We start from the raw sequence: 22,809 nt of genomic DNA, 5'->3' as shown, positions 1-22,809 counted from the left end.
CCTGTAATTTATCTCTTCAACAGGTCATCCAGCTTATTCCTTTCATCCTGTAGCTCCCTGGCCAGTTTCTTCTCCTTATCATTGGCCTTTATCTTGTGAGCCTGGTATTCGGCCGCCAGTTCCTCGTAAAGCTTTATGCGGTATTTCGCTTCCCGGCTGTTGCGGCCGGAACTGAATATTACAATCGCCAGCGAGGCGGCTAGTAGGAAGACCAATCCCCACATCACGAGGTTGTAGGTGCTCTTGCTCACCATTATGCCCAAAAGGCTTACCTGTTCAACCTCCGTCTTCGATTCCGCAAGGGTTTGTTCACTGTTGGTTAAACTTTCCTTTTGCTGGTTTATGGTGGCGGCTTGTTGCGTAACGGTCTGCTGCAACTCCCTGATCTTCCTTTTTCCGTAGTTTATGGTGTCTGAGGCGTTTTTCCACAAAGTAGATAGCCGGGACGGATTAACCAGCTTAAAGCCAAGTTGCGTTTTTGACCGGCGGAGCATTAATTGATACCGCCCGTCGAGGGTGGTAGAATCAACGGGCGGCTGCTGGTAGGTATTTGCCTTCGGCGCAGGTGTAACGGGTTTCGTTTGGGAAGGGGCCTGCGCATAGGCGTAGCCTGCCGTAAGTAATAAGAATGTTATCAGGACAAGATAGATGGGATTTTTCATGGCAGTTTATAATTAGAACACTAAATTCGTAAAGAGAGCAATTTTAGCAAAAAACTATTGCTTTTTCGATTTATGGAGCCGATTGATCACCAGCAGTTTTTGAATGCAGCTATCGCGGAAGCGAAAAAAGGACTGGGCGAGGGTGGGATCCCCATCGGTTCGGTGCTGGTACACCAGGGCAAAATTATCGGTAGCGGACATAATAAAAGGGTGCAAAACGGGAGCCCCGTCCTCCATGGAGAGATGGATGCATTGGAAAATGCAGGCCGGCAAACCGCTGCGGTTTATCGTGAATGTACGATCTATACTACCTTGTCGCCCTGTGCTATGTGCTCGGGCGCGATCCTGCTTTACGGCATCCCAATCGTGGTCGTCGGCGAAAATCGCACGTTCATGGGAGAGGAGGAGCTGCTTCGTTCGCGCGGAGTGCATGTCGAGCTGCTCGATAGCCCCGAATGTTACGAAATGATGCAGTCGTTTATCGGCGACAAGCCGCAGTTATGGAATGAAGATATCGGTGTGTGAACGCCGCACGATTACATTTAAACAAAAAGCTTTAACTTCACCTCCTTACGGGTTAACGTTATGGCGGGGCATGATACAGCCCGTTGCTTTAAAAAACAATTAGAAGAATGAAATTATTAGAAGGAAAAACCGCCTTGATCACCGGAGCTTCAAAGGGAATAGGGCGCAAGATCGCCGAGAAATTTGTTGAGCACGGTGCCAAAGTAGCCTTTACTTACCTGTCGTCGATAGAAAAGGGACAGGCGCTGGAGCAGGAACTGCTGGCCGGCGGAACGATCGTGAAGGGATACCGTTCAGATGCGTCGAAATTCGAGGAAGCCGAGAAACTGGTAAACGACGTAGTGGCCGACTTCGGCACGCTCGATATCGTGGTAAACAATGCGGGTATTACCAAAGACGGGTTGCTGATGCGGATGACCGAACAGAATTGGGACGACGTACTGGCCGCCAACCTGAAATCCATCTTTAATCTTACCAAAGCCGCTTCCAGGATCATGATGAAGAACCGCAAAGGGGTATTTATTAATATGAGCTCGGTAGTAGGCGTACAGGGAAACGCCGGCCAGGCAAATTATGCCGCCTCAAAAGCCGGCATCATCGGTTTTTCGAAGTCTATCGCCAGGGAGCTGGGTTCCCGGAATATCCGCACCAACGTAGTGGCCCCGGGCTTTATCCGCACGGAAATGACGGATGTGCTCGATCCTAAAGTGGTGGAAGGCTGGGCGGCGGGCATCCCGCTGAAACGTGCCGGCGAACCTGAGGACGTTGCCAACATGTGCGTATTCCTGGCTTCAGACATGAGTGCCTACGTAACCGGGCAAGTGATCGCAGTGGACGGCGGGATGCTCTAGTTTACGCATAATTTATACAGTGATCACTACGAACCGCTAATGCTCCAATTTACGACGAACTCTTTCCTTTGGTTACTGGCTTGCCTGGCCATTGGCGCGGGATATGCTTTTTTGCTGTACCAATCGTCATCGTACCTGCAGAAATCCTATAGGAATGTATTGTTTGCGCTAAGGAGCCTGGCGGTTGCTGTGCTGGCATTCCTGCTGTTTGCACCGCTGATCAGGATCACCAATAAGATGGTGGAGAAACCGCTGATCATCGTCGCCCAGGACAATTCCGCATCGATCGGGATCACCAGGCCGGCGGGTTTTAATAAGGCCGCTTACGAGGCAGATTTTAAAAAGCTCGTGAAGGAGTTGGAGTCGAATTACGAGGTTCGCACTTTCAACTTTGGCGGCGACATGCAGCCTGGCCTGGCCTTCCAATACGGGGCTAAGCTCACGAACATCTCGGCGGTTTTTAAAAACATTTCCGACCAGTTCTCTAACCGTAATATCGGCGCCGTCGTGCTGGCTACCGATGGGATCTACAATAAGGGCGGTAACCCGCAGTACGAGTCTGTAAATGTTAAATCGCCGGTGTACACGGTTGCCTTAGGCGATACCATTCCACGGCGCGATATCCTGGTGGCCAACGTGAACTACAATAACATTGTATACCTGGATAACCAGTTCCAGGTGGAGGTGAGCGTAGAGGCCTATCAATGTAAGGGAGTTAGCTCTACGCTAACCGTCTCCGACCAAACGGGTACGCTTTTTTCAAAACCGATAACCATCAACAGCGATGAGTTCAGGATAACGGTGCCGGTTACGCTGCTCGCAAAAAAGAAAGGTATCCAACGGTTTAACGTAAGGGTAACGCCGGTAGCAAAGGAGCTTTCGGCCCAGAATAACGTCCAGACTATTTTTATGGAGGTGCTCGATGGTAAGGAGAAAGTGCTGCTGGTTGCCAATGCGCCGCATCCGGATATTGCCGCCATCAGGCAATCTGTCGAAATAAATAAAAATTACGAGGTAAAAACGGTATTGGTTAACGACCTTAAGGCAGAAGACGTGGCCGAAGCCGGATTGTTGATCCTCCACCAGCTACCATCGGTCTCCGGCTCGCCTGAGATCCTTAGGGCTGCCGCATCCAAACCTGCCTGGTACATCATTGGGGCACAAACAAATGTTCCGGCGTTGAACGGGCTCCAGAATGCGTTAGGAATCGCTTCCTCCGGGTCGGTCCAGGAAGTTACGGCACGGGTAAAGACGGATTTTTATTCGTTTACCCTGACCGAAAGCACTAAGAACCGCTTGCAGAATTTCGCGCCGCTGCTCGCCCCGTTCGGGAATTATGGTCTTAAAGGCCCGGCATCGGTGCTGCTCACTCAACAGATCGGAAAAGTGGTAACCGACAACCCGCTGCTCCTATTTGCTGATGAGCCGCAGCGCAAGATCGGGATCCTGGCCGGGGAAGGTCTCTGGAGATGGCGGCTCGAGGATTTTGAAGAAAATGAGAACCATGAAGCGGTTGACGAGCTGATTAACAAAACCGTACAGTACCTTTCTACCAAGGAAGATAAACGCAAATTCCGTGTTTATCCTGCCCGCAGGTCGTTTGACGAAAATGAACGGGTAATATTGAACGGTGAATTATACAACGACAGCTACGAGCTGGTAAATACACCCGACGTAAATATCGTGCTGAAGAACGGGGAGGGAAACAGCTATAACTACGTTTTCTCGAAAACATCCAATGCGTATGAACTGGACGCTGGCGTACTGCCTGCCGGGGAATATGATTTCTCGGCCAGTACCAAGCTGGGTAAAGTGAACCATGCAGCTACCGGGCAGTTTATTATCACCCAGCAGCAGGCCGAATTCCAGCGTACCACTGCGAATCACCAGCTGCTGTACGAAATGGCGGCGCAGAGTACCGGTAAGATGGTATACCCTAACCAGCTCGATCAATTGCCGGCGATGATCCGCGCCAATGAGCAGGTGAAAACGATCTCTTACGAAAACAAGCGGTACGAGGACCTGATCGACCTGAAAGTATTATTCTTCCTGATCGCCGGACTGTTAACGATCGAGTGGTTTGCAAGAAAACGGAGCGGGGAAGTTTAAAAAGAACCGTTAAAAGGTTAAAACAACGATTTCTCTTCTTTAGGTTTTTCTGAAACGATCACATACACATCTTCATTGTCTTTCTTCATGTGATAGCGTTCGCGGGCAAATCGCTCGAGGCTGGCGCGATTGGTGGTAAGCTCGTCCAGTTCTTTACGTGCCTGGTTTGTTTGGTCTATGTAGAATTGCTTTTCCGCCTTCAGCGTGTTTAATTGCGTATGGTAGTCATACTGCGTCATAAAGTCGTTCCTGTCGAAAAAGAGCATCCAGGTAAGAAATGCCACTGTTGCCAGGAAATATTTATTACGTAACAAGCTGATCAACCGCTTCATAATGTGAAGGTAGGGAAAAAGTTTTGGAAAATGGAATAGCTATTAGCCGATTACCGTCAGCTAATGGCTATTCCGGTATTCCTGTTATTTACTTCTTAACAAATTTAAAGTTCTTGCCGATGAACTTCGCGGCTGAACCCAATTCCTCCTCGACACGCAGTAACTGGTTGTATTTCGCGATCCTGTCTGAACGGGAAGCGGAACCGGTTTTAATCTGCCCGCAATTAAGTGCCACGGCAAGATCGGCGATGGTATAATCTTCGGTTTCACCGGAGCGGTGACTCATTACCGAGGTATAACCATTGGTTTGTGCCAGCGTCACCGCATCGATCGTTTCGGTTAACGACCCGATCTGGTTTACTTTTACCAGGATGGAATTGCCGATCTGGTTGTCGATGCCTTGCTGTAAGCGTTTTACATTAGTTACGAACAGGTCATCGCCTACCAGCTGCACCTTATCGCCCAATTTATCTGTTAATAATTTCCATCCGTCCCAATCATCTTCGGCCATGCCGTCTTCAATAGAAACGATCGGGTATTTGGACACCAGTTCTGCCAGGTATTCTACCTGCTCGGCGCTGGTACGGATGGCACCTTTTGCACCTTCGAACTTGGTGTAGTCGTATTTTCCGTCCTGGTAGAACTCGGAGGCTGCGCAGTCGAATGCGATGTAAATGTCTTCTCCTGGCTTGTAGCCTGCTTTTTCGATGGCCTTCAGGATGGTTTCTACGCCGTCTTCGGTACCTTCGAAGGTAGGAGCGAAACCACCTTCGTCGCCAACCGCCGTAGAAAGACCGCGATCATGCAGGATCTTCTTCAAGGTATGGAATACTTCGGCGCCCCAGCGCAATGCTTCGCTGAACGACGGTGCCCCGATAGGCATGATCATAAACTCCTGGAACGCAATAGGCGCATCCGAATGTGAGCCGCCGTTCACGATGTTCATCATCGGGATCGGCAGGGTATTCGCGTTTACGCCGCCGATGTAACGGTATAACGGCTGACGGCTTTCCTGTGCAGCTGCCTTTGCTACCGCTAAAGAAACTCCCAGGATCGCGTTTGCGCCAATGTTGCCTTTGTTTTCCGTGTCATCAATGCTAAGCATCAATTTATCGATCGCATTCTGCTCGAAAACGTCCATCCCTTTTAATTGGGGAGCTAATTTTTCGTTTACGTTGGCTACGGCTTTCAAAACGCCTTTTCCAAGGTAAACAGATTTGTCGTTATCACGCAGCTCTACGGCTTCGTGCATACCGGTTGAAGCGCCGGAAGGAACAGCAGCCCTTCCTAAAACCCCGTTTTCGGTGATCACATCTACTTCGATCGTAGGGTTACCGCGGGAGTCTAATATTTGTCTGGCGTGAACATCAAGAATTAAGCTCATTTCTTTTTAATTTATGGTTATGTGCGTTGGCTTTTCAAAAGATAGTGTAAACAAAACACTAAGTGTTTATGATCCAAAATTAACATTTTGAAATGAATGCACGAAACGGAAAGCGCTTTTTATGGTCCGTTATTCCCACTTAAATACTTTTACCGCTATAGCATAAACGCCTATGCCCCAGGCAAGGAGGATAAGCAGCTGGTGACCCACGTCTCCCAGTCCCGCACCTTCAAAAGCAACTTTGCGCATCGCATCATTTAAATAAGTGAGCGGAAGCGCCCTGCTGATGGGCTGTAGCCAGGCGGGAAATGCGCTGATGGAGAAGAATGTGCCGGAAAGCAGGAACTGCGGCATAGTGATTATGTTCGCGATAGGTGGCACCGAGCTCTCATTTTTAGCGATGCCGGATACTACGAATCCAAAGCCCATGAACACGATGAGCCCAAGCGTAGACAACACGAGCATGTTCAATACCGTGATGAACCCATGCACCAGTGTGAAGTTGAACAGGAAATGGCCGATCAGGATAATAAACAGCGACCCGATGAGCCCGAAAACGATTCTTGCGATGGCCTCACCCAGCACAATACTGAAACGCTTAACGGGTGTGGCGAAGAACCGCTTGATCACCAGGGTAACACGCAGACCCAGGAACACAAACGCGGTACCGAATACGCCGCTGCTGAGCAGGGAGAATCCCAATTGCCCGGGCAATATAAAATCGATGGTGCGGTAAATCCTGCCTTCTACGGTGGTTTCCCTGAGCCTGGCCATGCGGGGCGTTTGATTGGGCACTGCGTTTAATGCCACCATCATGTTATCGAGGGTTGATTTGAGGAACATCCCGTTCTTAATGGAAGCTTTCGTGTATTTGATGTTCACCGTGTAAGGAGGAACACCCGCATTTTTCCGGATATCCAAAATGGCATCCATCCGTCCCTTGGTGAGGTCGGCCTCCATTTCACGGGCAGACTGCTCCGTAACGAAATTCACTACCCCGCTTTTTTTCAATCCCTGGTAAACCGGGTTGATGGTATCAGATCCGGCGGCTAAGCCTACGTCCACCTTAATGCCCCCGCCGCCGATAAACCCAAAAACGAGGATAAATATCAGCGGGAACGCCAGGCTGAATACCACAGCCGACGGGCTCCGGATAATAGAGCGGAAACTGGCTTTGGCCATCGCCAGGGTGGCTTTGGTGTTGCTGTATGATTGGGTTGGGGTCATGGTGTTAATTGAATAAGGGCTGTTAGTAAATTCACAGGGCGATCAGCTGCCAGCTTTTTTATAGCGCCATAACGGAGCTTACAGCTGATAAGTTAGCTTTCGCGCCATTCTTTCCCGGTGAGGTTAATAAACACATCTTCGAGGTTGGCTTGCTTCACTTGTTTTTTTCGCTCAAAGCCGGAAGCCACGAGGTTATCGATAAACTGGTCCGGCGTATCGATCCCAATCACCCGGCCGGCGTCTATAAAAGCCACGCGATCACAAAGGACTTCCGCCTCATCCATATAATGCGTAGTAAGCACGATGGTGGTGCCGGCGGCGCGGATCCCGAGTATCAGGTCCCAGAGGTTGCGCCGGGCCTGCGGGTCGAGGCCGGTGGTAGGTTCGTCGAGGAAGATGATCCTGGGCTGGTTGATCAGCGTCGTGGCGATGGAGAAGCGCTGTTTCTGTCCGCCGGAAAGGTCCTTGTATTTAGCTTTCGCCTTGTCGGTTAACGCCACTTTTTCGAGGAGATCAAGGGGTTTAATATCGACCCCGTACAGGCCTGAAAACAACTCGATCAGTTCAGACAGGTTCAGGTTCGGGTAATATCCTGCCGCCTGAAGCTGCACCCCGATGATGTGTTTAATGGCTCCCGGGTCTTTGTCCAGGTCGAGCCCGTGGATGGTTACGCTGCCCGAAGTTTTATCGCGAAGCGTTTCCATGATCTCCAGCGTCGTGGTTTTCCCGGCACCGTTCGGACCAAGGAGGCCAAAGATCTCGCCGTTGAGCACTTCAAAGCTGATGTTGTCCACCGCCGTGAAATCGTCATATTTTTTTACCAGTCCTTTTACAGTGATGATTGGTGCTGTCATGCGGTAAAAATGGAACAATTGATCGAAAGAACAATGCTTTTTCGGGCGGGATGCCTAAAAAGGGTGATGAACGGGCAAAAGAGGATGATGAGAGAACAGAAAATCCTATTCCCCCTTTTCCATCGCGTCCACAAACTGATCGAACAAATACCTCGAATCATGCGGCCCGGGCGAAGATTCAGGATGATATTGTACAGAAAACGCGTTCTTGCCTTTTACCCTGATGCCTTCGATGGATTGGTCGTTAAGGTTTACATGCGTAACCTCTACCTTGTCCGACTTCAGGATATCATCTGCCACCACCCCAAAACCATGGTTCTGCGAGGTAACTTCGCAATGGTCGATAATAATGTTCTTCACCGGGTGATTAAGGCCGCGGTGCCCGTTGAACATCTTTTTGGTGCGGATGTCATTGGCAAGCGCCAGTAACTGGTGACCAAGGCAGATGCCGAACAATGGCTTGTCGGCCTCCAGGATCTCTTTTACGGTATCTATTGCATAAGGCATGGCAGCGGGGTCGCCGGGGCCGTTGGAGATGAAATACCCGTTAGGCGCCCATTCTTCCATTTCTTTAAACGTGGTCTTCGCCGGGAATACCTTCGCGTATACATCGCGGTGATCGAAATTGCGGAGAATGTTCTTTTTAACGCCGAGATCAAGCACCGCTACCCGGTTTTTTGCCGATTCGGTACCATAAAAGTAGGGTTCTGTGGTAGATACTTTTGAAGAAAGCTCCAGGCCATCCATGGATGGCACCCCGGCCAGCTTTTCTTTCAAGGTGTCGATATCTAATATTTCCGAAGAAATGATCGCGTTCATGGCCCCTTTATCGCGGATGTGGCGAACCAGTGAACGGGTATCTACATCAGAGATGCCTACGATATTTTCTTCCTGGAAATAGTCCTGGATCGATTTCGCCGCTTGCTTACGGCTGTACATGATGTTGAAGTTCTTGCAAACCAGCCCGGCGATCTTGATGTCGCCCGATTCGATCTCATCTTCATGAATGCCATAATTGCCGATGTGCGCATTGGTGGTTACCATGATCTGGCCAAAGTAGGAGGGATCTGTAAAGATCTCCTGGTAGCCGGTCATGCCGGTGTTAAAGCAAATCTCGCCGGTGGTAGTTCCAATCTTGCCTGCCGCTTTTCCATGGTAAACGGTGCCGTCTTCGAGAAGCAATATGGCGGGCAACTTAATATAATTAGTCATTACACTTAAAATTAAGATCAGGGATAAAAAAGAAAAACTGGCGTGTGATTTCCGGGACGGAGACCAATATTTTTAATGAGACTTGTGAAGCAGATGGATCAATTTTCACAGGGGACAAAGGTAGCTTTTTTAACAGAATATCCCGGGATTTTTTAAAGAAATGATGTCATGCTATTGTTTAAAAACATAAAATGCCCGACGGAGACCGCCCCTGACCACTTTTCATGCCCCCGGGTATTTCAATCCTAATTAAGGCGTTTTACTTAAGCTATTCCTTTGCTCATTGGCGCCATAAAAGAACGGTAGGCGCAGATAACGCAGCTTACCGCCGGGGTGGAACTGCTAAAGCTTCGCGCCAGCATAAGAGCCGGGTAACAGGAGCCTGGTATATCCGGCACCGGTACCGGGCGGGATATATTTTTACAATTTACTTTATACCTTTGAAGACAAAAAACATACCATGTCTGTAACCAGGGAAATCAAACGGGTGACCACTAAAACGCTTCAGGAAATGAAGCAGGGAGGCGAGAAGATCGCGATGCTTACCTCCTACGATTTCTCGATGGCCACCATCGTGGATGATGCCGGGATCGACGTGATCCTGGTAGGCGATTCGGCTTCCAACGTAATGGCCGGCCACGAAACCACGCTGCCCATTACGCTCGACCAGATGATCTATCATGCCTCGTCGGTAGTACGGGGCGCCAGGCGCGCGCTGGTGATCGTCGACCTGCCCTTCGGTTCTTACCAGGGAAATTCCAAGGAGGCGCTGAGCTCCGCCATCCGCATGATGAAGGAGTCGGGCGCACACGGCGTAAAGCTCGAAGGCGGTTCCGAGATCATAGAGTCGGTGAACCGCATCATCGCCGCCGGCATCCCGGTAATGGGGCATCTTGGCTTAACGCCGCAATCGATCTATAAATTCGGTACGTATACGGTTCGTGCAAAGGAAAAGGCAGAAGCCGATAAGCTCCAGGCCGATATCCTGCAACTGGAAGAAGCGGGCTGTTTCGGGGTAGTCCTCGAGAAGATACCCGCGCAATTGGCGGCGGCTGTAACAGCTAGTGTGAAGATCCCTACCATCGGCATCGGCGCAGGCGGCGGTTGCGACGGGCAGGTACTCGTGGTAAACGACATGATCGGCCTCACGAAAGGCTTTAAACCTCGTTTTCTTCGCCAATACCTCGATTTGTACGAAGAGATCAAAGGCGCGGTAAGCACCTATGTGAGCGATGTGAAAGGGAACGATTTCCCGAACGGGAAGGAGCAGTACTGAGCCCCAGGAATGAAGCCCAACCAGTCACACTTTAACTCTGTCTCCGATATCACCGATCGGGATGTGCTTTACGAGGACAATCACCTGATTGCCATTTATAAGAAATCCGGGCAGATTGTACAGGTAGACGAAACCGGGGATGAATCGCTTGACGAAAAAGTAAAGAAATACATTGCCAAAAAGTACGATAAGCCCAATGGTGCTTTTCTTGGCGTAGTGCATCGGCTGGACAGGCCGGTGAGTGGCGTGATCCTCTTCGCCAAAACAAGTAAGGCGCTCGAGCGCGTCAACCTGATGTTCAAGAACCGGGAGATGAAGAAGACTTACTGGGCGGTGGTGCGTCAGCGGCCCCCCCAAGAGGAAGGCACGCTGATCCACTGGCTGATCAAGAATCCCCAGAAAAATGTTACCAAACCTTACGATAACGAAGTTCCCGGCAGCCAGCGCGCGGAATTAAGTTACCGCCTGATCGGTGAGTTAAACGGCTATTACCTGCTGGAGGTCGACCCGTTAACCGGCCGCCCGCACCAGATCCGCGTACAGCTATCGGCTATGGGATGCCCGATCGTTGGCGATAATAAATACGGTTATCCAAGGGGAAGCCTGAAAGGAAGTATTTGCCTTCATGCCAGGAGATTGCGGTTTATCCATCCGGTGAAAAAGGAGCCGGTAGATATTTTTGCCAAGTTGCCGGCAGATGGTTTTTGGGATAAGTTCGAGGGGATGGGGAAAGAATAGGAAATAACTGATATTCCCTGTTTTACTCTTCCACCACCTCGCTGTGATAGCTCGGCTCTTCTTTCCTCTCCTCCTTAAAGTAACGTTTCTGGAAAATGAGGATCAGGATAACACCTATCGAGATCGCGGCATCCGCCACGTTGAATACCGGGCGGAAGAAGATAAATTCCTCGCCCCCCCAAACCGGTACCCACGAAGGGAAAGTGCCCTGCAGCAGCGGGAAGTAAAACATATCTACCACCTTGCCATGAAAGATCCCGGCATATCCCCCGCCTTGCGGCAGTAACTTGGCGGGCTCGAAATAACTGCTTTCGCTGAATAAGAGCCCGTAAAACGTGGAATCGATAATGTTGCCCAGCGCACCCGCGAAGATCATCGATACGTTGAGCGTTAAGCTGCGGTGATACTTTTTCTTTACCAGGTGAACCACCCCGTACCCGATGCCGCACACCGCCACGATCCGGAACAGGGTAAGAAACAATTTTCCCGAGGTACCGCCCAGCTCCATGCCGAACGCCATCCCGTTATTTTCGGTGAAATGGATAAGGAACCAGTTCCCGGCAATATGGAACTCCTGTCCCATATTCATGTGAAGTTTTACCCAAAATTTAAGCAACTGATCTGCAAGAAGGATCAGGGTGACAAGTAGTACCGGCCTGGTATATCCTTTCATTAAGACTGCTTCAGTTTTGCTTCCATGCTGAGGGTGGTATGCGGTACCGCTCTCAGGCGTTCTTTCTGGATCAGTTTACCTGTTTCGCGGCAAATTCCGTAGGTTTTATTCTGGATACGTCCTAAGGCGCTTTCCAGGTTCTCGATGAATTTCTTCTGCCGGGCGGCCAGCTGGTTGATCTGCTCTTTCTCCAGGGTGGCCGAGCCATCCTCCAGCGTTTTGTAAGTACCTGCGGTATCGTCTGTCCCATTCGAATTCGGACTGCTCAGCGATTGGGTCAATGCAGTAAGCTCCTCACGTGCCATTCTCATTTTTTCGAGAATGATCTCTTTAAACTCCTGTAGTTCGGCGTCGGAATACCTCGTCTTTTCGTTTTTGTTGTCCATTTTAAGCTCTCGTTATTAAAATCGTTAATTCAGTGCTCTCTATTGCGACGCTTTCTCCGCCATCCAGGCTGTTCACAAGCTCGAGGGTGTCGGCCAGAATTTCGGCGCAAATATAGGAGAAATTATTTTTTACCGCTTCCGAAATCAGCGGGTGGTCCGTTACGCGCACATGGATCTTATCGGTTACGTCAAACTCCAGGTCCTTACGGAGATTTTGTACCCGGTTTACCAATTCGCGCGAAATGCCTTCCTGTTTCAATTCGGTCGTAAGCGTAACATCTAAAGCAACGGTTAGTTTGCCGAGGTTTGCCACCTGCCATCCCGGAACGTCTTCCGCAATGATCTCTACTTCGCTGTCGAGGACCGTATATTTACCGTCCAGTATGGCGATCTCACCACTGGATTCCAGTTTCCCGATCTCCGACTGCCCCAAAGCGGTTAATGCTTCGCTTACGGCCTTCATGTCTTTACCCGCCTTCGGGCCAAGCGCTTTAAAGTTCGGCTTGATCTTCTTGCGGATAACGCCGGAAGTATCATTAATATACTCAATATTCTTGATGTTGGTTTCTGAGAGAATAAGATCTTTCACTTTTTCTACTTTCTCCTGGAACTTGTTATCGAGCACGGGCAGCAGTATCTTATTCAGCGGCTGCCGTACATTGATCCCTACCTTTTTGCGAAGCGAAAGTACCAGCGAAGAAATATCCTGTGCGATAGACATCCGTTCTTCCAGTGCTTCGTTCACCAGGGCGGCGTGGTATCCGGGGAAATCGGTAAGGTGTACGGATTCCTGGCTTTCCCTGCCGGTGGCGGCATTCAGGTCGAGGAACAGCCTGTCGCTAAAGAACGGAGCCACGGGCGACATCAGTTTCGACACCGTGTTCAGGCAGGTGTACAGCGTCTGGTAGGCCGAGACCTTGTCGTCGGTATAATCGCCCTTCCAGAAACGCCGGCGGCATAGCCGGACATACCAGTTGCTCAGGTGCTCGTCTACGAACTCCTGGATGGCGCGGGTGGCGCGGGTAGGTTCAAAGTCGGTGTAGAACCCGTCCACTTCGCTTGTTAAGGTATTGAGGCGCGAAAGTATCCACTGGTCTATTTCCGGCCGCTGCGCCAGCGGAAGATCGGCTTCGCGGTAGCTGAAACCATCGATATTGGCATACAAGGCGAAAAATGCATAGGTATTGTACAGTGTGCCGAAAAATTTGCGGCGCACCTCATCCAGCCCGTCCTCGTTAAACTTCAGGTTATCCCAGGGAGATGCGTTGCTGATCATATACCAGCGGGCCACATCAGCGCTATATTGATTGATGGTTTCGAACGGATCGATGGCATTGCCGAGCCGTTTCGACATCTTGTTGCCGTTCTTATCGAGCACCAGGCCGTTAGAAACCACGTTCTTAAACGAGATCCCTTCATTGCCGATCTCCGCGTTGATCTTTTTGATCTCCTCGCTGCTTTCGCTCAGCATTACCGCTATCGCGTGAAGCGTGAAGAACCACCCACGGGTTTGATCCACGCCTTCCGCAATGAAATCAGCCGGGTAGGCGTTTTTGAATTTTTCCCTGTTCTCAAACGGGAAGTGCCATTGCGCATAAGGCATGGCGCCCGAGTCGAACCATACGTCGATCAGGTCGGGCTCGCGGAACATCTGTTTACCGGCTTTCGATACCAGGACCACATCGTCTACAAACGGACGATGAAGGTCGCCTTCGCCGGCATCCAGTTTTTGCAGGTACGATCTGATCTTTTCAAGCTGGGCATCGGTATGTACACCCTTCGTATCGAGGCTTTCCCTGAGTTTTGTTTTCAGCTGCTCCACGGAACCGATACAGATTTCCTCAGCATTGTCGGCCGTGCGCCAGATCGGGAGCGGTGTGCCCCAAAAGCGGGAGCGCGACAAGTTCCAGTCTACCAGGTTCTCCAGCCAGTTGCCAAAACGGCCGGTACCGGTGGATTCCGGTTTCCAGTTGATGGTTTTGTTCAGCGCAACAAGCTTATCCTTCACGGCGGTGGTACGGATAAACCAGCTGTCGAGCGGGTAATATAGTACCGGCTTATCTGTGCGCCAGCAATGCGGGTAACTGTGTTCGTATTTCTTAACGTCGAACGCTTTGTTATCTTCTTTCAGCTTGATGGCGATCAGTACGTCCGTTGGTTTAAAGTCCGGATCGGCCCGTTCGGCATCGCTGTAATATTCTTCTTTTACATAACGGCCCGCGAAATCGGTTACCTCGGCAACAAATTGCCCGTGCCGGTCGACCAAAGGAACTTCAACGCCGTTTTCGTCTTTCACCAATACGGAAGGAACGCCATTTGCACGGGCCACCCTAAAGTCGTCTGCGCCGAATATAGAGGCGGTATGTACGATCCCCGTACCGTCTTCGGTGGTCACGAAATCCCCGGCGATCACGCGGAATGCGTTTGCTTCCAGGTCATCGTTCATTACATAAGGCATCAGTTGGTGATACCGGAGCTCCAGCAATTCGCTGCCCGTAAATTCTGCCGCCGGCTGCCAGGGGATCACCTTATCGCCGTTTTTATAATCCTGGAAAGAGGCGTTCTGCCCTTCGGCTTTGAAGTATTTGCCAACCAGGTCTTTTGCCAGCACCACGCTCACCGGCGCATAGGTGTACGGGTTAAAGGTTTTGATCTTTACGTACACCACGTTGGCGCCAACGGCCAGGGCGCAGTTAGATGGCAGTGTCCACGGCGTGGTGGTCCATGCCAGGATCGCAGTATCCTCAAACTCCTCTTCGAACAGCACCGGGATGATGGGGTGTACCTGGTCGCGTTTTACGTGAAACTGGGCAACCACCGACGTGTCTTTCACCATGCGGTATGTGCCCGGCTGGTTTAGCTCATGCGAGCTGAGGCCTGTTCCCGCAGCCGGCGAAAATGGCTGTACGGTATATCCTTTGTACAGCAGTCCTTTATTATAAAACTCCTGCAGGATCCACCAGAGCGATTCGATGTACTCGTTCTCGTAGGTTACGTAAGGGTTTTCAAGGTCTACCCAGTACCCCATTTTTTCGGTGAGGTCGTTCCATACGTCGGTATATTTCATTACCTCCTTGCGGCAGGCGGCATTGTATTCTTCCACGGAAATTTTCTTCCCGATATCGTCCTTGGTAATGCCCAGGGTTTTTTCCACGGCCAGTTCGATCGGCAGGCCATGGGTATCCCATCCGCCTTTGCGCTCTACGCGATAGCCTTTCAGCGTTTTAAAGCGGCAGAAAATATCTTTGATAGAGCGTGCCATGGCATGGTGGATGCCGGGCATCCCGTTAGCCGAAGGCGGACCTTCATAAAAAGTATACGGCTTCGAAACAGGCCTGTTAGACACGCTCTTCTCGAAGATGTTATGCTGCTTCCAGTAATGCAGTATCTCTTTGCCGGTAAGCGGTAGGTCAAGGTATTTATACTCTTTGTACATCAGCGCGTTATCTCCCCATTTTTGAGGATGCGAAGATAAGGAAATAAGCTTAAAGCTGAAAGCGCAAAGCCCGGTATGAGTCATTGCGCGGTTAAATTATCAGGTTCGTGCCGCCGGAGCGGTTTCGGGCGCCGAAGGGAAGCAAACAGAAACTGATATACGTAAAAACCAGTAATTGCGTACAATTTCTTACATAACGGCTTAGGCCATAACCAGATCGGGATCAGGCTGTTTATCGTCCCGTTACGGTTCGGAATCACGTCGCGCGCATTTATGGAAAGCTGCATATCACCTCCAACGCACCGGCGATAACCCGGCGGCGAAGCATAAGTGGTTTTAACGCGGCCGGGGCAGGATTTTACCCGTCGAAATTATTGTTAGATTGCAACGGTTTAGCAACCAGTTCCGACCTGCAATGATGAAATCTTCATGCTCCCGTTTAATGTTGTTGCCTGCCATGCTTTTATTGCCTGGCGGCCTGTTATTTGCTCAATCGCCAGCCAGGGTTACCAGCTTAAGGACCGAGTACCTCGAAAACCCGCTTGGTATCGATGCGCTCAACCCCAGGTTTACCTGGCGCATAGCAGATCCCCGGCGGGGCGCCAGGCAAACGGCTTACCAGGTATTTTTCGGGACGGATTCCGCTAAACTGCTGGACGCTAAAGCCGGCGGCGCCGGCATGGTGCCCTCCGCTTCGCAACTGGTTACTTATAAAGCCGGCCCTTTACGGCCTTTTACCAGATATTACTGGACCGTAGTGGCCTGGGACCGGGACCGCAAACCCTCCGCGAAAGCGAAAATCGCCAGCTTCGAAACCGGTATGCTTGGCAGCGAGAACTGGCAGGGTACCTGGATCAGCGACATTCTTCCCCTCGATTCGAGGCGCGCATCGACGGACCTCGATACCAAACGGGCGCCTTATTTCCGCAAGAAATTCACCGCCGGTAAAAGAATACGGAGCGCGCGGGCCTACATCGCCGCTGCCGGCTTGTACGAGCTCTACCTGAACGGCGCAAAAAGCGGCAACCATCGCCTCGACCCCATGTATACGCGGTTCGACCGCCGCAACCTGTACGTTACTTATGACGTGACGCCGATGCTGCGGCAGGGCGATAACGTGATCGGCGTGCTGCTGGGCAATGGATGGTACAACCACCAGTCTACCGCCGTATGGTTCTTCGATCGTGCGCCATGGCGCAACCGGCCCGCGTTTTGCCTCGATCTGCGCATTACGTACGAAGACGGCACTACGGAAGTAATAAAATCAGGCAACGACTGGAAAACCTCCCTCGGCCCCATCACCTTTAACAGCATTTATACGGCCGAGCACTACGACGGCCGCCTGGAGCAGCCGGGCTGGAATACGGTATCGTTCGACGATTCGAAATGGAAAGCCCCCGGCATCCGCAGCGCGCCTTCGCGGAATGTTGTGGCGCAGGCAATGCACCCCATCCGCGACGTCGAAATCATTCCCGCACGGAGTATGCGGAAATTTAACGACACCACTTATGTGTTCGATCTCGGGAGGAATATTGCAGGGGTAAGCCAGTTCACCGTAAAGGGCGAGGCCGGCACTACCCTCCGCCTTAAACACAGCGAGCGGCTGTACCCGAACGGCCGCGCTGACCTTTCCAACATCGATTACCATTACCGCCCCACAGATAAGCTGGACCCCTTCCAGGTAGATATTTTCATCCTTGGCGGCACGGGCACGGAAACGTTCAAGCCTAAGTTTAACTACAAAGGCTTTCAATACGTAGAGATAACGAGCGATAGACCAATTACTTTATCGCAAAGCGACGTTACCGGCTACTTTATGCATAGCGATGTGCCGCCGGCGGGCGTGGTGAGCTCTGCCAATGCGACCATTGATAAGATCTGGAGCGCCACGAATAATTCTTACTTGTCCAACCTGTTCGGCTATCCTACGGATTGTCCGCAGCGCGAAAAAAACGGCTGGACAGGCGATGCCCACATTGCCATAGAAACCGGCCTGTACAGTTTTGATGCCATTACCGTTTACGAAAAATGGATGGCCGATCACCGCGATGAACAACAGCCGAACGGGGTGCTGCCTTCCATTATCCCTACGGGCGGATGGGGCTATTCGTGGGGCAACGGGCCCGACTGGACGAGCACCATCGCCCTGGTGCCCTGGAACCTTTACCTGTTTTACGGCGACATTAAAGCGCTGCGCGACTGTTACCCTAACATCCGGCGCTACGTGGACCATATCGACCAGGAAAGCCCGTCGGGTCTTACCTCATGGGGACTGGGAGACTGGGTGCCCGTAAAGTCGAAATCGCCGGTAGAGCTTACCTCCTCCATTTACTACTTCACCGATGCCAGCATCCTGGCGAAGGCCGCAAAACTGCTGGGCCACGCGGCCGATGCCGAAAAGTACGCCGCACTGGCCGCAAAGATCAGGAACGCCATTAACGCCAGGTACCTCGACACAGCTACCGGCATTTACGGCAGCGGCATTCAAACCGAGCTCGCGGCGCCGCTTTGCTGGGGCGTAGTACCAGAGGCGATGAAGAGCAAAGTGGCCGCCCAACTGGCGAAACGCGTTGCTGCCGATAACTACCATTTCGATACCGGCATCCTCGGAGCCAAGGCGCTGTTAAATGCGCTGAGCGAAAATGGTTATGCCGATGTGGCCTACCGCGTAGCCGCACAGGAAACATATCCCTCCTGGGGATGGTGGATCGTGAACGGCGCCACCACCCTCTACGAAAACTGGGACATTAACGCGAAACAGGATATTTCTATGAACCACATCATGTTTGGCGAAATAGGCGCCTGGTTATATAAAGCGCCGGGTGGCATCAGGCCGGATCCCGCCAGCCCCGGCTTTAAAAATGTGTTGCTGGAACCGCATTTTGTGGCCGGGCTCGACCGGTTTGAAGCTAAACACGACGGCCCTTACGGATCCATCATATCTGCCTGGAAGCGGAACGGCGACAAGATCTATTATGGAGTCACTATCCCCGCTAACTCATCGGCTACGCTCAAACTGGCGGTGGGCAGCGGCGCAGCGCTATATGAAGGCGGCAAGCTGGTAACAAGCAATACAAAAGGTATTAAGCAATTGGCCGGTAACGGTAACACGCGCAGCTACCAGGTAGAAGCGGGGAATTACGGGTTTGAGATAAAGTAAACGCCAGTTTCAAGTGTTAAAAACCGTTAAACTGCCTGTTAAAGAAAGTTAAACGCTCGCCGGCCCGCGGGTTCCTCCATACTTTCGCGGTAAAATAAGCGAAGTATGAGGCATCTTTTCCTGTTCATGTGTATGATACTGCCGTTTTACGCAGCCGCGCAGTTAATAAGAGGTACGGTAACCGACCAGGAATCGCACCTGCCTGTACAGGGAGCAAATATCGTTTCTGCTTCCGGCACTACAATTACCGATGCGGCCGGCCGGTTTACAGCCAGGGCAAGGTTCCCTGATACGCTCAGGATCTCGTACATCGGTTATAAAAAGATGGTGATGCCGCTGGCGTCCGATCCCGGGACGGAGCTCCGGATCAGGATCACCAGGGGCACCATTACGCTGGATGAGATCTTTGTTGCCGGTACCCGCAATTACCGGAAGGACTCGCTCAGCTACCGTACCCAGTTTAAGAAGGAATTTAGCTACCAGCCGCCAAAGCTTACCGATGCGGTAGGGCCGGCCCGCTCCGGCGGTCGTGGCGCCTCGCTGATCACCATCAACCCGGTAGCCCTATACAGTTACCTTACCCGCAAAAGCGCCCGCGATGCCCGGCTGAAACGGCGCCTGCTGGATGACGAGGCCAATCGCTTTATCGATCACTGGTTTACAACCGGCAAGGTGGAGCAGGTTACCGCCCTCAGCGGCGACTCGCTGACCCTGTTTATGAACCGGTACCGGCCAACCTCAGAGATGGTGCGCAAGCTTAATGAGTATGAGATGATCGATTATATTAAGCGGTCTGCGGTAACGTTCAGGTCGGGGAAATAAATCTCCTGGTCCCGGGAAATGATTAGTAAAGCAAGTTTATTGTTTTCGCTGTTTCCCGATGTATTCGTCGTCGGTTTTACCGTCCCCATCGAAATCGATGATGCCGTTAAACCGGGCGATATTCCCGTTGATGGAGAGCTTGTATTTATAAGTTACGCCCTGTTTGGGAAAAGTGTCGGTCATGATCAGGCTGTCGCCGGTGATGGTCCACCTGTCCGAAGGGTTGAATACGATGCTGTCTTTCAGGTTGCGGTGTTCGGAGTTGTAGGTACCATCGGCCCGGAAAAAAGTGCGGACCGTTTTTGCCTGTAGCTTTTGCTCCCAGTTTTCCCCGGTGGCTTCGATAATATGTGTATCGCTGGCGGCTCCACCGCTTCTCTTTGAAGCTTATTTACCAGGAAATCTTCTACGAGCCTGAACTTTTCGGCTATGCTGCCTGCGGCGATCACCTCCCTGCGTACCTGGCTTCTTTGGCCGGTCCTGCATATCGAGCAGGATATTCACCGTGCCATCCGGCAGCATTTTTTCGATGGGATGTGCCGGGCAGTAATCTTCATAAAAAACGATGCCGGTAAGGTGATCGCCTAACGGCGGAGCAGGAAGGTGCGTTTACAAGATCATGGCAGGTTAAAGATACATTTCCTACAGCAGATCGATCACTTCGCGGTAATTCCGCCCCACAGGCACCTGGTGCGGCCCGACGAGGATACGGTTCCGCTCGATACGTGCGATCTTTTGCTTCGACACGATAAAGGATTTATGCACCCTGACGAACAAATTCGGGGGGAGGCGCTCCAGCACCTGCTTCAGTGAACCTTTAATCACTACTTTTTCTGCGGGTGTATAAATGATCGCGTAGTCTTTCAGCCCCTGGATGTGCGTGATCTCTCCAAAGTAAAGCTTCAGTCGTTTTACGCCGCTTTTTACGAAAATGTATTCCGGGGCAGGGTCGCCCGGTTCCAGCTGCGTGTTTTGAGCGCGGAGGCGGATAAAATCACGGACCTTGTCTATCGCGAGCGAGAATCGCGCAAAAGCGATGGGCTTTAGCAGGAAGTCGATCACCCCGAGCTCGAACCCCTCGAAGGCATAATCCCGGTAAGCGGTGGTAAAGATGGTAAGCGGCGGTACGGCCAGGCTTTTTAAGAACTGGATGCCGGTCATCTCGGGCATCTCGATGTCGAGCAATACCAGGTCGGCCTCTTGTCCCGCCAGGAAAGCGAGTGCTTCGGGCGCGTTGTTGAACTTTCCCAGCAGGGTAACATCCGGCATGCCGGAAACATGGGCTTCCAGCACGTCCTGCGCCAGTGGTTCGTCGTCGATAATTACACACCTGATCATCAATGGTCGGTCGTTAAGGTGAAGGAAAACCGGTTAGCCCGATGCCGCCCTTTTCGTTCCCATCCCTGAAGTCCAGGCGGTTATTTTCGATCCGGGAGGTCAGCGCCGCTGCGCGAATATCGATGGAAACATGCGGGTAAACATCGCTCATCATCCGGGGAATGATCCGCGCCACCACGAAAAACAAAACGGCAACGCACTTTTTCGTTAGCAGGTACCCCGGCATCAGCCAATGGATGTCCAGGTACGATGCCGAGACCGGCAGCATGGCGGGCAACACCGGGCACCCGATAAAATGCGGCGGCCCCGCCTTTTTTACAAGGTACGACCATTCGAACAGGAATACCGGCGTTACCACGATCCGGTAGGCGGGGTGGAGCATCGTTTTGCGGGAAAGCAGCGCCTGCGCTTTAAGCATGTACTAAAGTAGGCATGCCGGCAGGTGAACGCAAATACTTACGTCTATTATTCGGGTGGTTGATCTACTAGTTAATAAGGTGTTTGTCGCTGATTTTAACCGTTGTTAAATTCCGCCGTGCGAAAAATACCCATTGTGCAGCGTGAATATTTTCTTAGCTTTCGCTTATGTCTTTTAACTGGTTCGACCTGGTTGTATTATTTGGCATCCTGCAGGGAGTGATTTGTGCGGTGCTGCTGCTGGGCCGGCGGCCTGTACTGGCCGGCCGCAAGCTGCTGGTAGCCGTGCTGCTGGTTTTTAGTGTGCTCAGTTTTAAGATCCTGCTGCACACAACGGGCCTGTGGAACACTACGGCCCTGCGGTATTTTCCCCTGGCCGTCGACCTGCTGATCCAACCACTTTTGTACCTGTATGTGGCTTCGCTTACGCAGCCGGGATTTAAGATGACCCGAAAAACCTGGCTGCATTTCCTTCCGCCCCTGCTGTTTATGGTGCATGCGGTAGTGGTGTATGTGGCGGTAATGCAGCAGCAGAGCCTCCTGGAAAAGGATGTGGTAGCGGAGCAATGGCGTTTTAACCGCGTAAAAGTGACCGAGGACTTTTTATCCATTCTCAGCACCATCGGCTACGGTTTTCTCGGCCTCAAAAGCATCCTCTATTACCGCCGCTGGATGCAGCAAAATATTTCCGATACCAACTACCTCACGTTCACCTGGATAAAAAACCTGCTGATCGTAACCGGGATCCTGGGCATCGCGCTTTGTGTGAATATCATTCTCGACAATACGCTCGATTTCTCGGACCAGTTTTTACACTGGAAACTCTTTTATATCTACCTCGCAGTAGTGATCTACTATATCGGGCTGCGGGGTTACCTGGCCAGCCGCCACGTAATTAAGCACGGGCAGGATAAATCGTTTGACGAAGAGGCTGCGGCCGACGTCCCGCTCAAGTATAGCGGCGAAGAGCTCGAAAACGCTAAATCCGCCATCCTGCATGCGCTTATTACCAGGAAAGTGTTTCTCGACAGCGAGCTTACGCTGGGCAAACTGGCGGCGGATGTGGGGCTCAGCCCCGTATTGGTTTCGGTAACCATTAACCGCGAGCTGGGCAAAACATTCCGGATGCTGGTAAACGATTACCGCGCCGAGGAAGTGAAACGCAAACTTACCGACAGCAGGTATGCGCATCTTTCCATATTCGGTGTAGCCCTCGAATGCGGGTTCAACTCGGAAGCGAGCTTTTACCGGATCTTTAAATCGGCGACAGGCTTATCGCCGAAGGAATATGCCGAACAGGCGAAACTTCACGGCTAAACACCGCGTATCCCCCGGGATGCCTCCCGCAAATTACTCTCAAAACCTTTTTTGAGAAGTTTGCCGCTCCCCGGATCCATTGCTTTGTCT

At 51.6% G+C, this 22,809-nt stretch carries 21 protein-coding genes; 9 read left to right on the top strand and 12 right to left on the bottom strand.

The features are described 5' to 3' along the window. Window positions 1-8 precede the first annotated feature (8 nt). Window positions 9-662, bottom strand: a complete 654-nt coding sequence (locus GS398_RS18475) for a hypothetical protein (protein ID WP_160908284.1) — start codon at window positions 660-662, stop codon at window positions 9-11. 72 nt (window positions 663-734) lie between these two features. Here GS398_RS18475 and GS398_RS18470 point away from each other — a divergent pair, with 72 nt between their 5' ends. From GS398_RS18470 to GS398_RS18460, 3 genes are all read left to right on the top strand, one after another. Continuing rightward, complete coding sequence (locus GS398_RS18470; RefSeq protein ID WP_160908283.1) at window positions 735-1,187, top strand: nucleoside deaminase; 453 nt, start codon at window positions 735-737, stop codon at window positions 1,185-1,187. A 107-nt stretch (window positions 1,188-1,294) separates the two neighbouring features. Beyond that, window positions 1,295-2,038 carry a 3-oxoacyl-[acyl-carrier-protein] reductase gene (gene fabG, locus GS398_RS18465; protein ID WP_160908282.1) on the top strand — a complete coding sequence of 248 codons (744 nt, stop codon included), beginning with the start codon at window positions 1,295-1,297 and terminating at the stop codon, window positions 2,036-2,038. Between the two features lie 39 nt (window positions 2,039-2,077). Next, on the top strand, window positions 2,078-4,147 hold the full coding sequence (locus tag GS398_RS18460) for a hypothetical protein (protein ID WP_160908281.1): 2,070 nt from the start codon (window positions 2,078-2,080) through the stop codon (window positions 4,145-4,147). Between the two features lie 17 nt (window positions 4,148-4,164). Here GS398_RS18460 and GS398_RS18455 read toward each other — a convergent pair whose 3' ends face one another. From GS398_RS18455 to carA, 5 genes are all read right to left on the bottom strand, one after another. Then, window positions 4,165-4,479 carry an FtsB family cell division protein gene (locus GS398_RS18455; protein WP_160908280.1) on the bottom strand — a complete coding sequence of 105 codons (315 nt, stop codon included), beginning with the start codon at window positions 4,477-4,479 and terminating at the stop codon, window positions 4,165-4,167. An 88-nt stretch (window positions 4,480-4,567) separates the two neighbouring features. Further along, window positions 4,568-5,863, bottom strand: a complete 1,296-nt coding sequence (gene eno, locus GS398_RS18450) for a phosphopyruvate hydratase (protein WP_160908279.1) — start codon at window positions 5,861-5,863, stop codon at window positions 4,568-4,570. 129 nt (window positions 5,864-5,992) lie between these two features. Next, on the bottom strand, window positions 5,993-7,090 hold the full coding sequence (locus tag GS398_RS18445) for an ABC transporter permease (protein ID WP_160908278.1): 1,098 nt from the start codon (window positions 7,088-7,090) through the stop codon (window positions 5,993-5,995). Window positions 7,091-7,182: 92 nt separating this feature from the next. Then, window positions 7,183-7,944, bottom strand: coding sequence for an ABC transporter ATP-binding protein (locus GS398_RS18440; RefSeq protein WP_160908277.1), 762 nt, complete (start codon window positions 7,942-7,944; stop codon window positions 7,183-7,185). A 105-nt stretch (window positions 7,945-8,049) separates the two neighbouring features. Then, window positions 8,050-9,156 (bottom strand): glutamine-hydrolyzing carbamoyl-phosphate synthase small subunit, encoded by a 1,107-nt coding sequence (gene carA, locus GS398_RS18435; protein WP_160908276.1) that lies wholly within the window; start codon window positions 9,154-9,156, stop codon window positions 8,050-8,052. Window positions 9,157-9,616: 460 nt separating this feature from the next. Between carA and panB the strand changes: the two genes are divergently transcribed. Both panB and GS398_RS18425 read left to right on the top strand, forming a co-directional pair. Further along, window positions 9,617-10,432 (top strand): 3-methyl-2-oxobutanoate hydroxymethyltransferase, encoded by an 816-nt coding sequence (panB, locus tag GS398_RS18430; RefSeq protein WP_160908275.1) that lies wholly within the window; start codon window positions 9,617-9,619, stop codon window positions 10,430-10,432. Window positions 10,433-10,441: 9 nt separating this feature from the next. Next, on the top strand, window positions 10,442-11,170 hold the full coding sequence (locus GS398_RS18425; RefSeq protein ID WP_160908274.1) for an RluA family pseudouridine synthase: 729 nt from the start codon (window positions 10,442-10,444) through the stop codon (window positions 11,168-11,170). A gap of 22 nt (window positions 11,171-11,192) precedes the next feature. On the opposite strand, the gene GS398_RS18420 is transcribed toward GS398_RS18425, so the two are convergent. The 3 genes from GS398_RS18420 to ileS are packed head-to-tail and all read right to left on the bottom strand — an operon-like array spanning window position 11,193 to window position 15,665. Next, window positions 11,193-11,843, bottom strand: a complete 651-nt coding sequence (locus GS398_RS18420; protein ID WP_160908273.1) for a lipoprotein signal peptidase — start codon at window positions 11,841-11,843, stop codon at window positions 11,193-11,195. Further along, window positions 11,843-12,229 (bottom strand): TraR/DksA family transcriptional regulator, encoded by a 387-nt coding sequence (locus tag GS398_RS18415; RefSeq protein ID WP_160908272.1) that lies wholly within the window; start codon window positions 12,227-12,229, stop codon window positions 11,843-11,845. Before GS398_RS18415 ends, GS398_RS18420 begins: the two co-directional genes overlap by 1 nt. Window position 12,230: 1 nt before the next feature. Next, window positions 12,231-15,665, bottom strand: a complete 3,435-nt coding sequence (gene ileS / locus GS398_RS18410; RefSeq protein WP_160908365.1) for an isoleucine--tRNA ligase — start codon at window positions 15,663-15,665, stop codon at window positions 12,231-12,233. A 457-nt stretch (window positions 15,666-16,122) separates the two neighbouring features. On the opposite strand from ileS, the gene GS398_RS18405 reads away from it, so the two are divergent. Further along, window positions 16,123-18,825 (top strand): alpha-L-rhamnosidase, encoded by a 2,703-nt coding sequence (locus GS398_RS18405; RefSeq protein ID WP_237488243.1) that lies wholly within the window; start codon window positions 16,123-16,125, stop codon window positions 18,823-18,825. 105 nt (window positions 18,826-18,930) lie between these two features. Beyond that, window positions 18,931-19,647, top strand: coding sequence for a carboxypeptidase-like regulatory domain-containing protein (locus GS398_RS18400; protein WP_160908271.1), 717 nt, complete (start codon window positions 18,931-18,933; stop codon window positions 19,645-19,647). Between the two features lie 36 nt (window positions 19,648-19,683). Here GS398_RS18400 and GS398_RS18395 read toward each other — a convergent pair whose 3' ends face one another. Beyond that, complete coding sequence (locus GS398_RS18395) at window positions 19,684-19,830, bottom strand: hypothetical protein (RefSeq protein ID WP_160908270.1); 147 nt, start codon at window positions 19,828-19,830, stop codon at window positions 19,684-19,686. A 246-nt stretch (window positions 19,831-20,076) separates the two neighbouring features. Here GS398_RS18395 and GS398_RS18390 point away from each other — a divergent pair, with 246 nt between their 5' ends. Next, window positions 20,077-20,235, top strand: a complete 159-nt coding sequence (locus tag GS398_RS18390) for a hypothetical protein (protein ID WP_160908269.1) — start codon at window positions 20,077-20,079, stop codon at window positions 20,233-20,235. Between the two features lie 54 nt (window positions 20,236-20,289). Here the strand turns inward: GS398_RS18390 and GS398_RS18385 are convergent, their stop codons facing one another. Continuing rightward, window positions 20,290-20,985: a LytR/AlgR family response regulator transcription factor gene (locus GS398_RS18385; protein WP_160908268.1), complete on the bottom strand. Its 696-nt coding sequence runs from the start codon at window positions 20,983-20,985 to the stop codon at window positions 20,290-20,292. A gap of 13 nt (window positions 20,986-20,998) precedes the next feature. Then, window positions 20,999-21,403, bottom strand: coding sequence for a hypothetical protein (locus GS398_RS18380; RefSeq protein WP_160908267.1), 405 nt, complete (start codon window positions 21,401-21,403; stop codon window positions 20,999-21,001). Window positions 21,404-21,570: 167 nt separating this feature from the next. On the opposite strand from GS398_RS18380, the gene GS398_RS18375 reads away from it, so the two are divergent. Continuing rightward, the gene (locus GS398_RS18375; protein ID WP_160908266.1) at window positions 21,571-22,719 is read left to right on the top strand and encodes a helix-turn-helix domain-containing protein; all 1,149 of its coding nucleotides are present in this window, start codon (window positions 21,571-21,573) and stop codon (window positions 22,717-22,719) included. The last annotated feature ends 90 nt before the right edge of the window (window positions 22,720-22,809 follow it).

The organism is Hufsiella ginkgonis (assembly GCF_009834915.1).
Classification (GTDB): Bacteria; Bacteroidota; Bacteroidia; order Sphingobacteriales; family Sphingobacteriaceae; genus Hufsiella; species Hufsiella ginkgonis.
The sequence above is the reverse complement of the archived record's forward strand: the minus strand, read 5'-3'. Positions and strand labels throughout refer to the sequence as shown.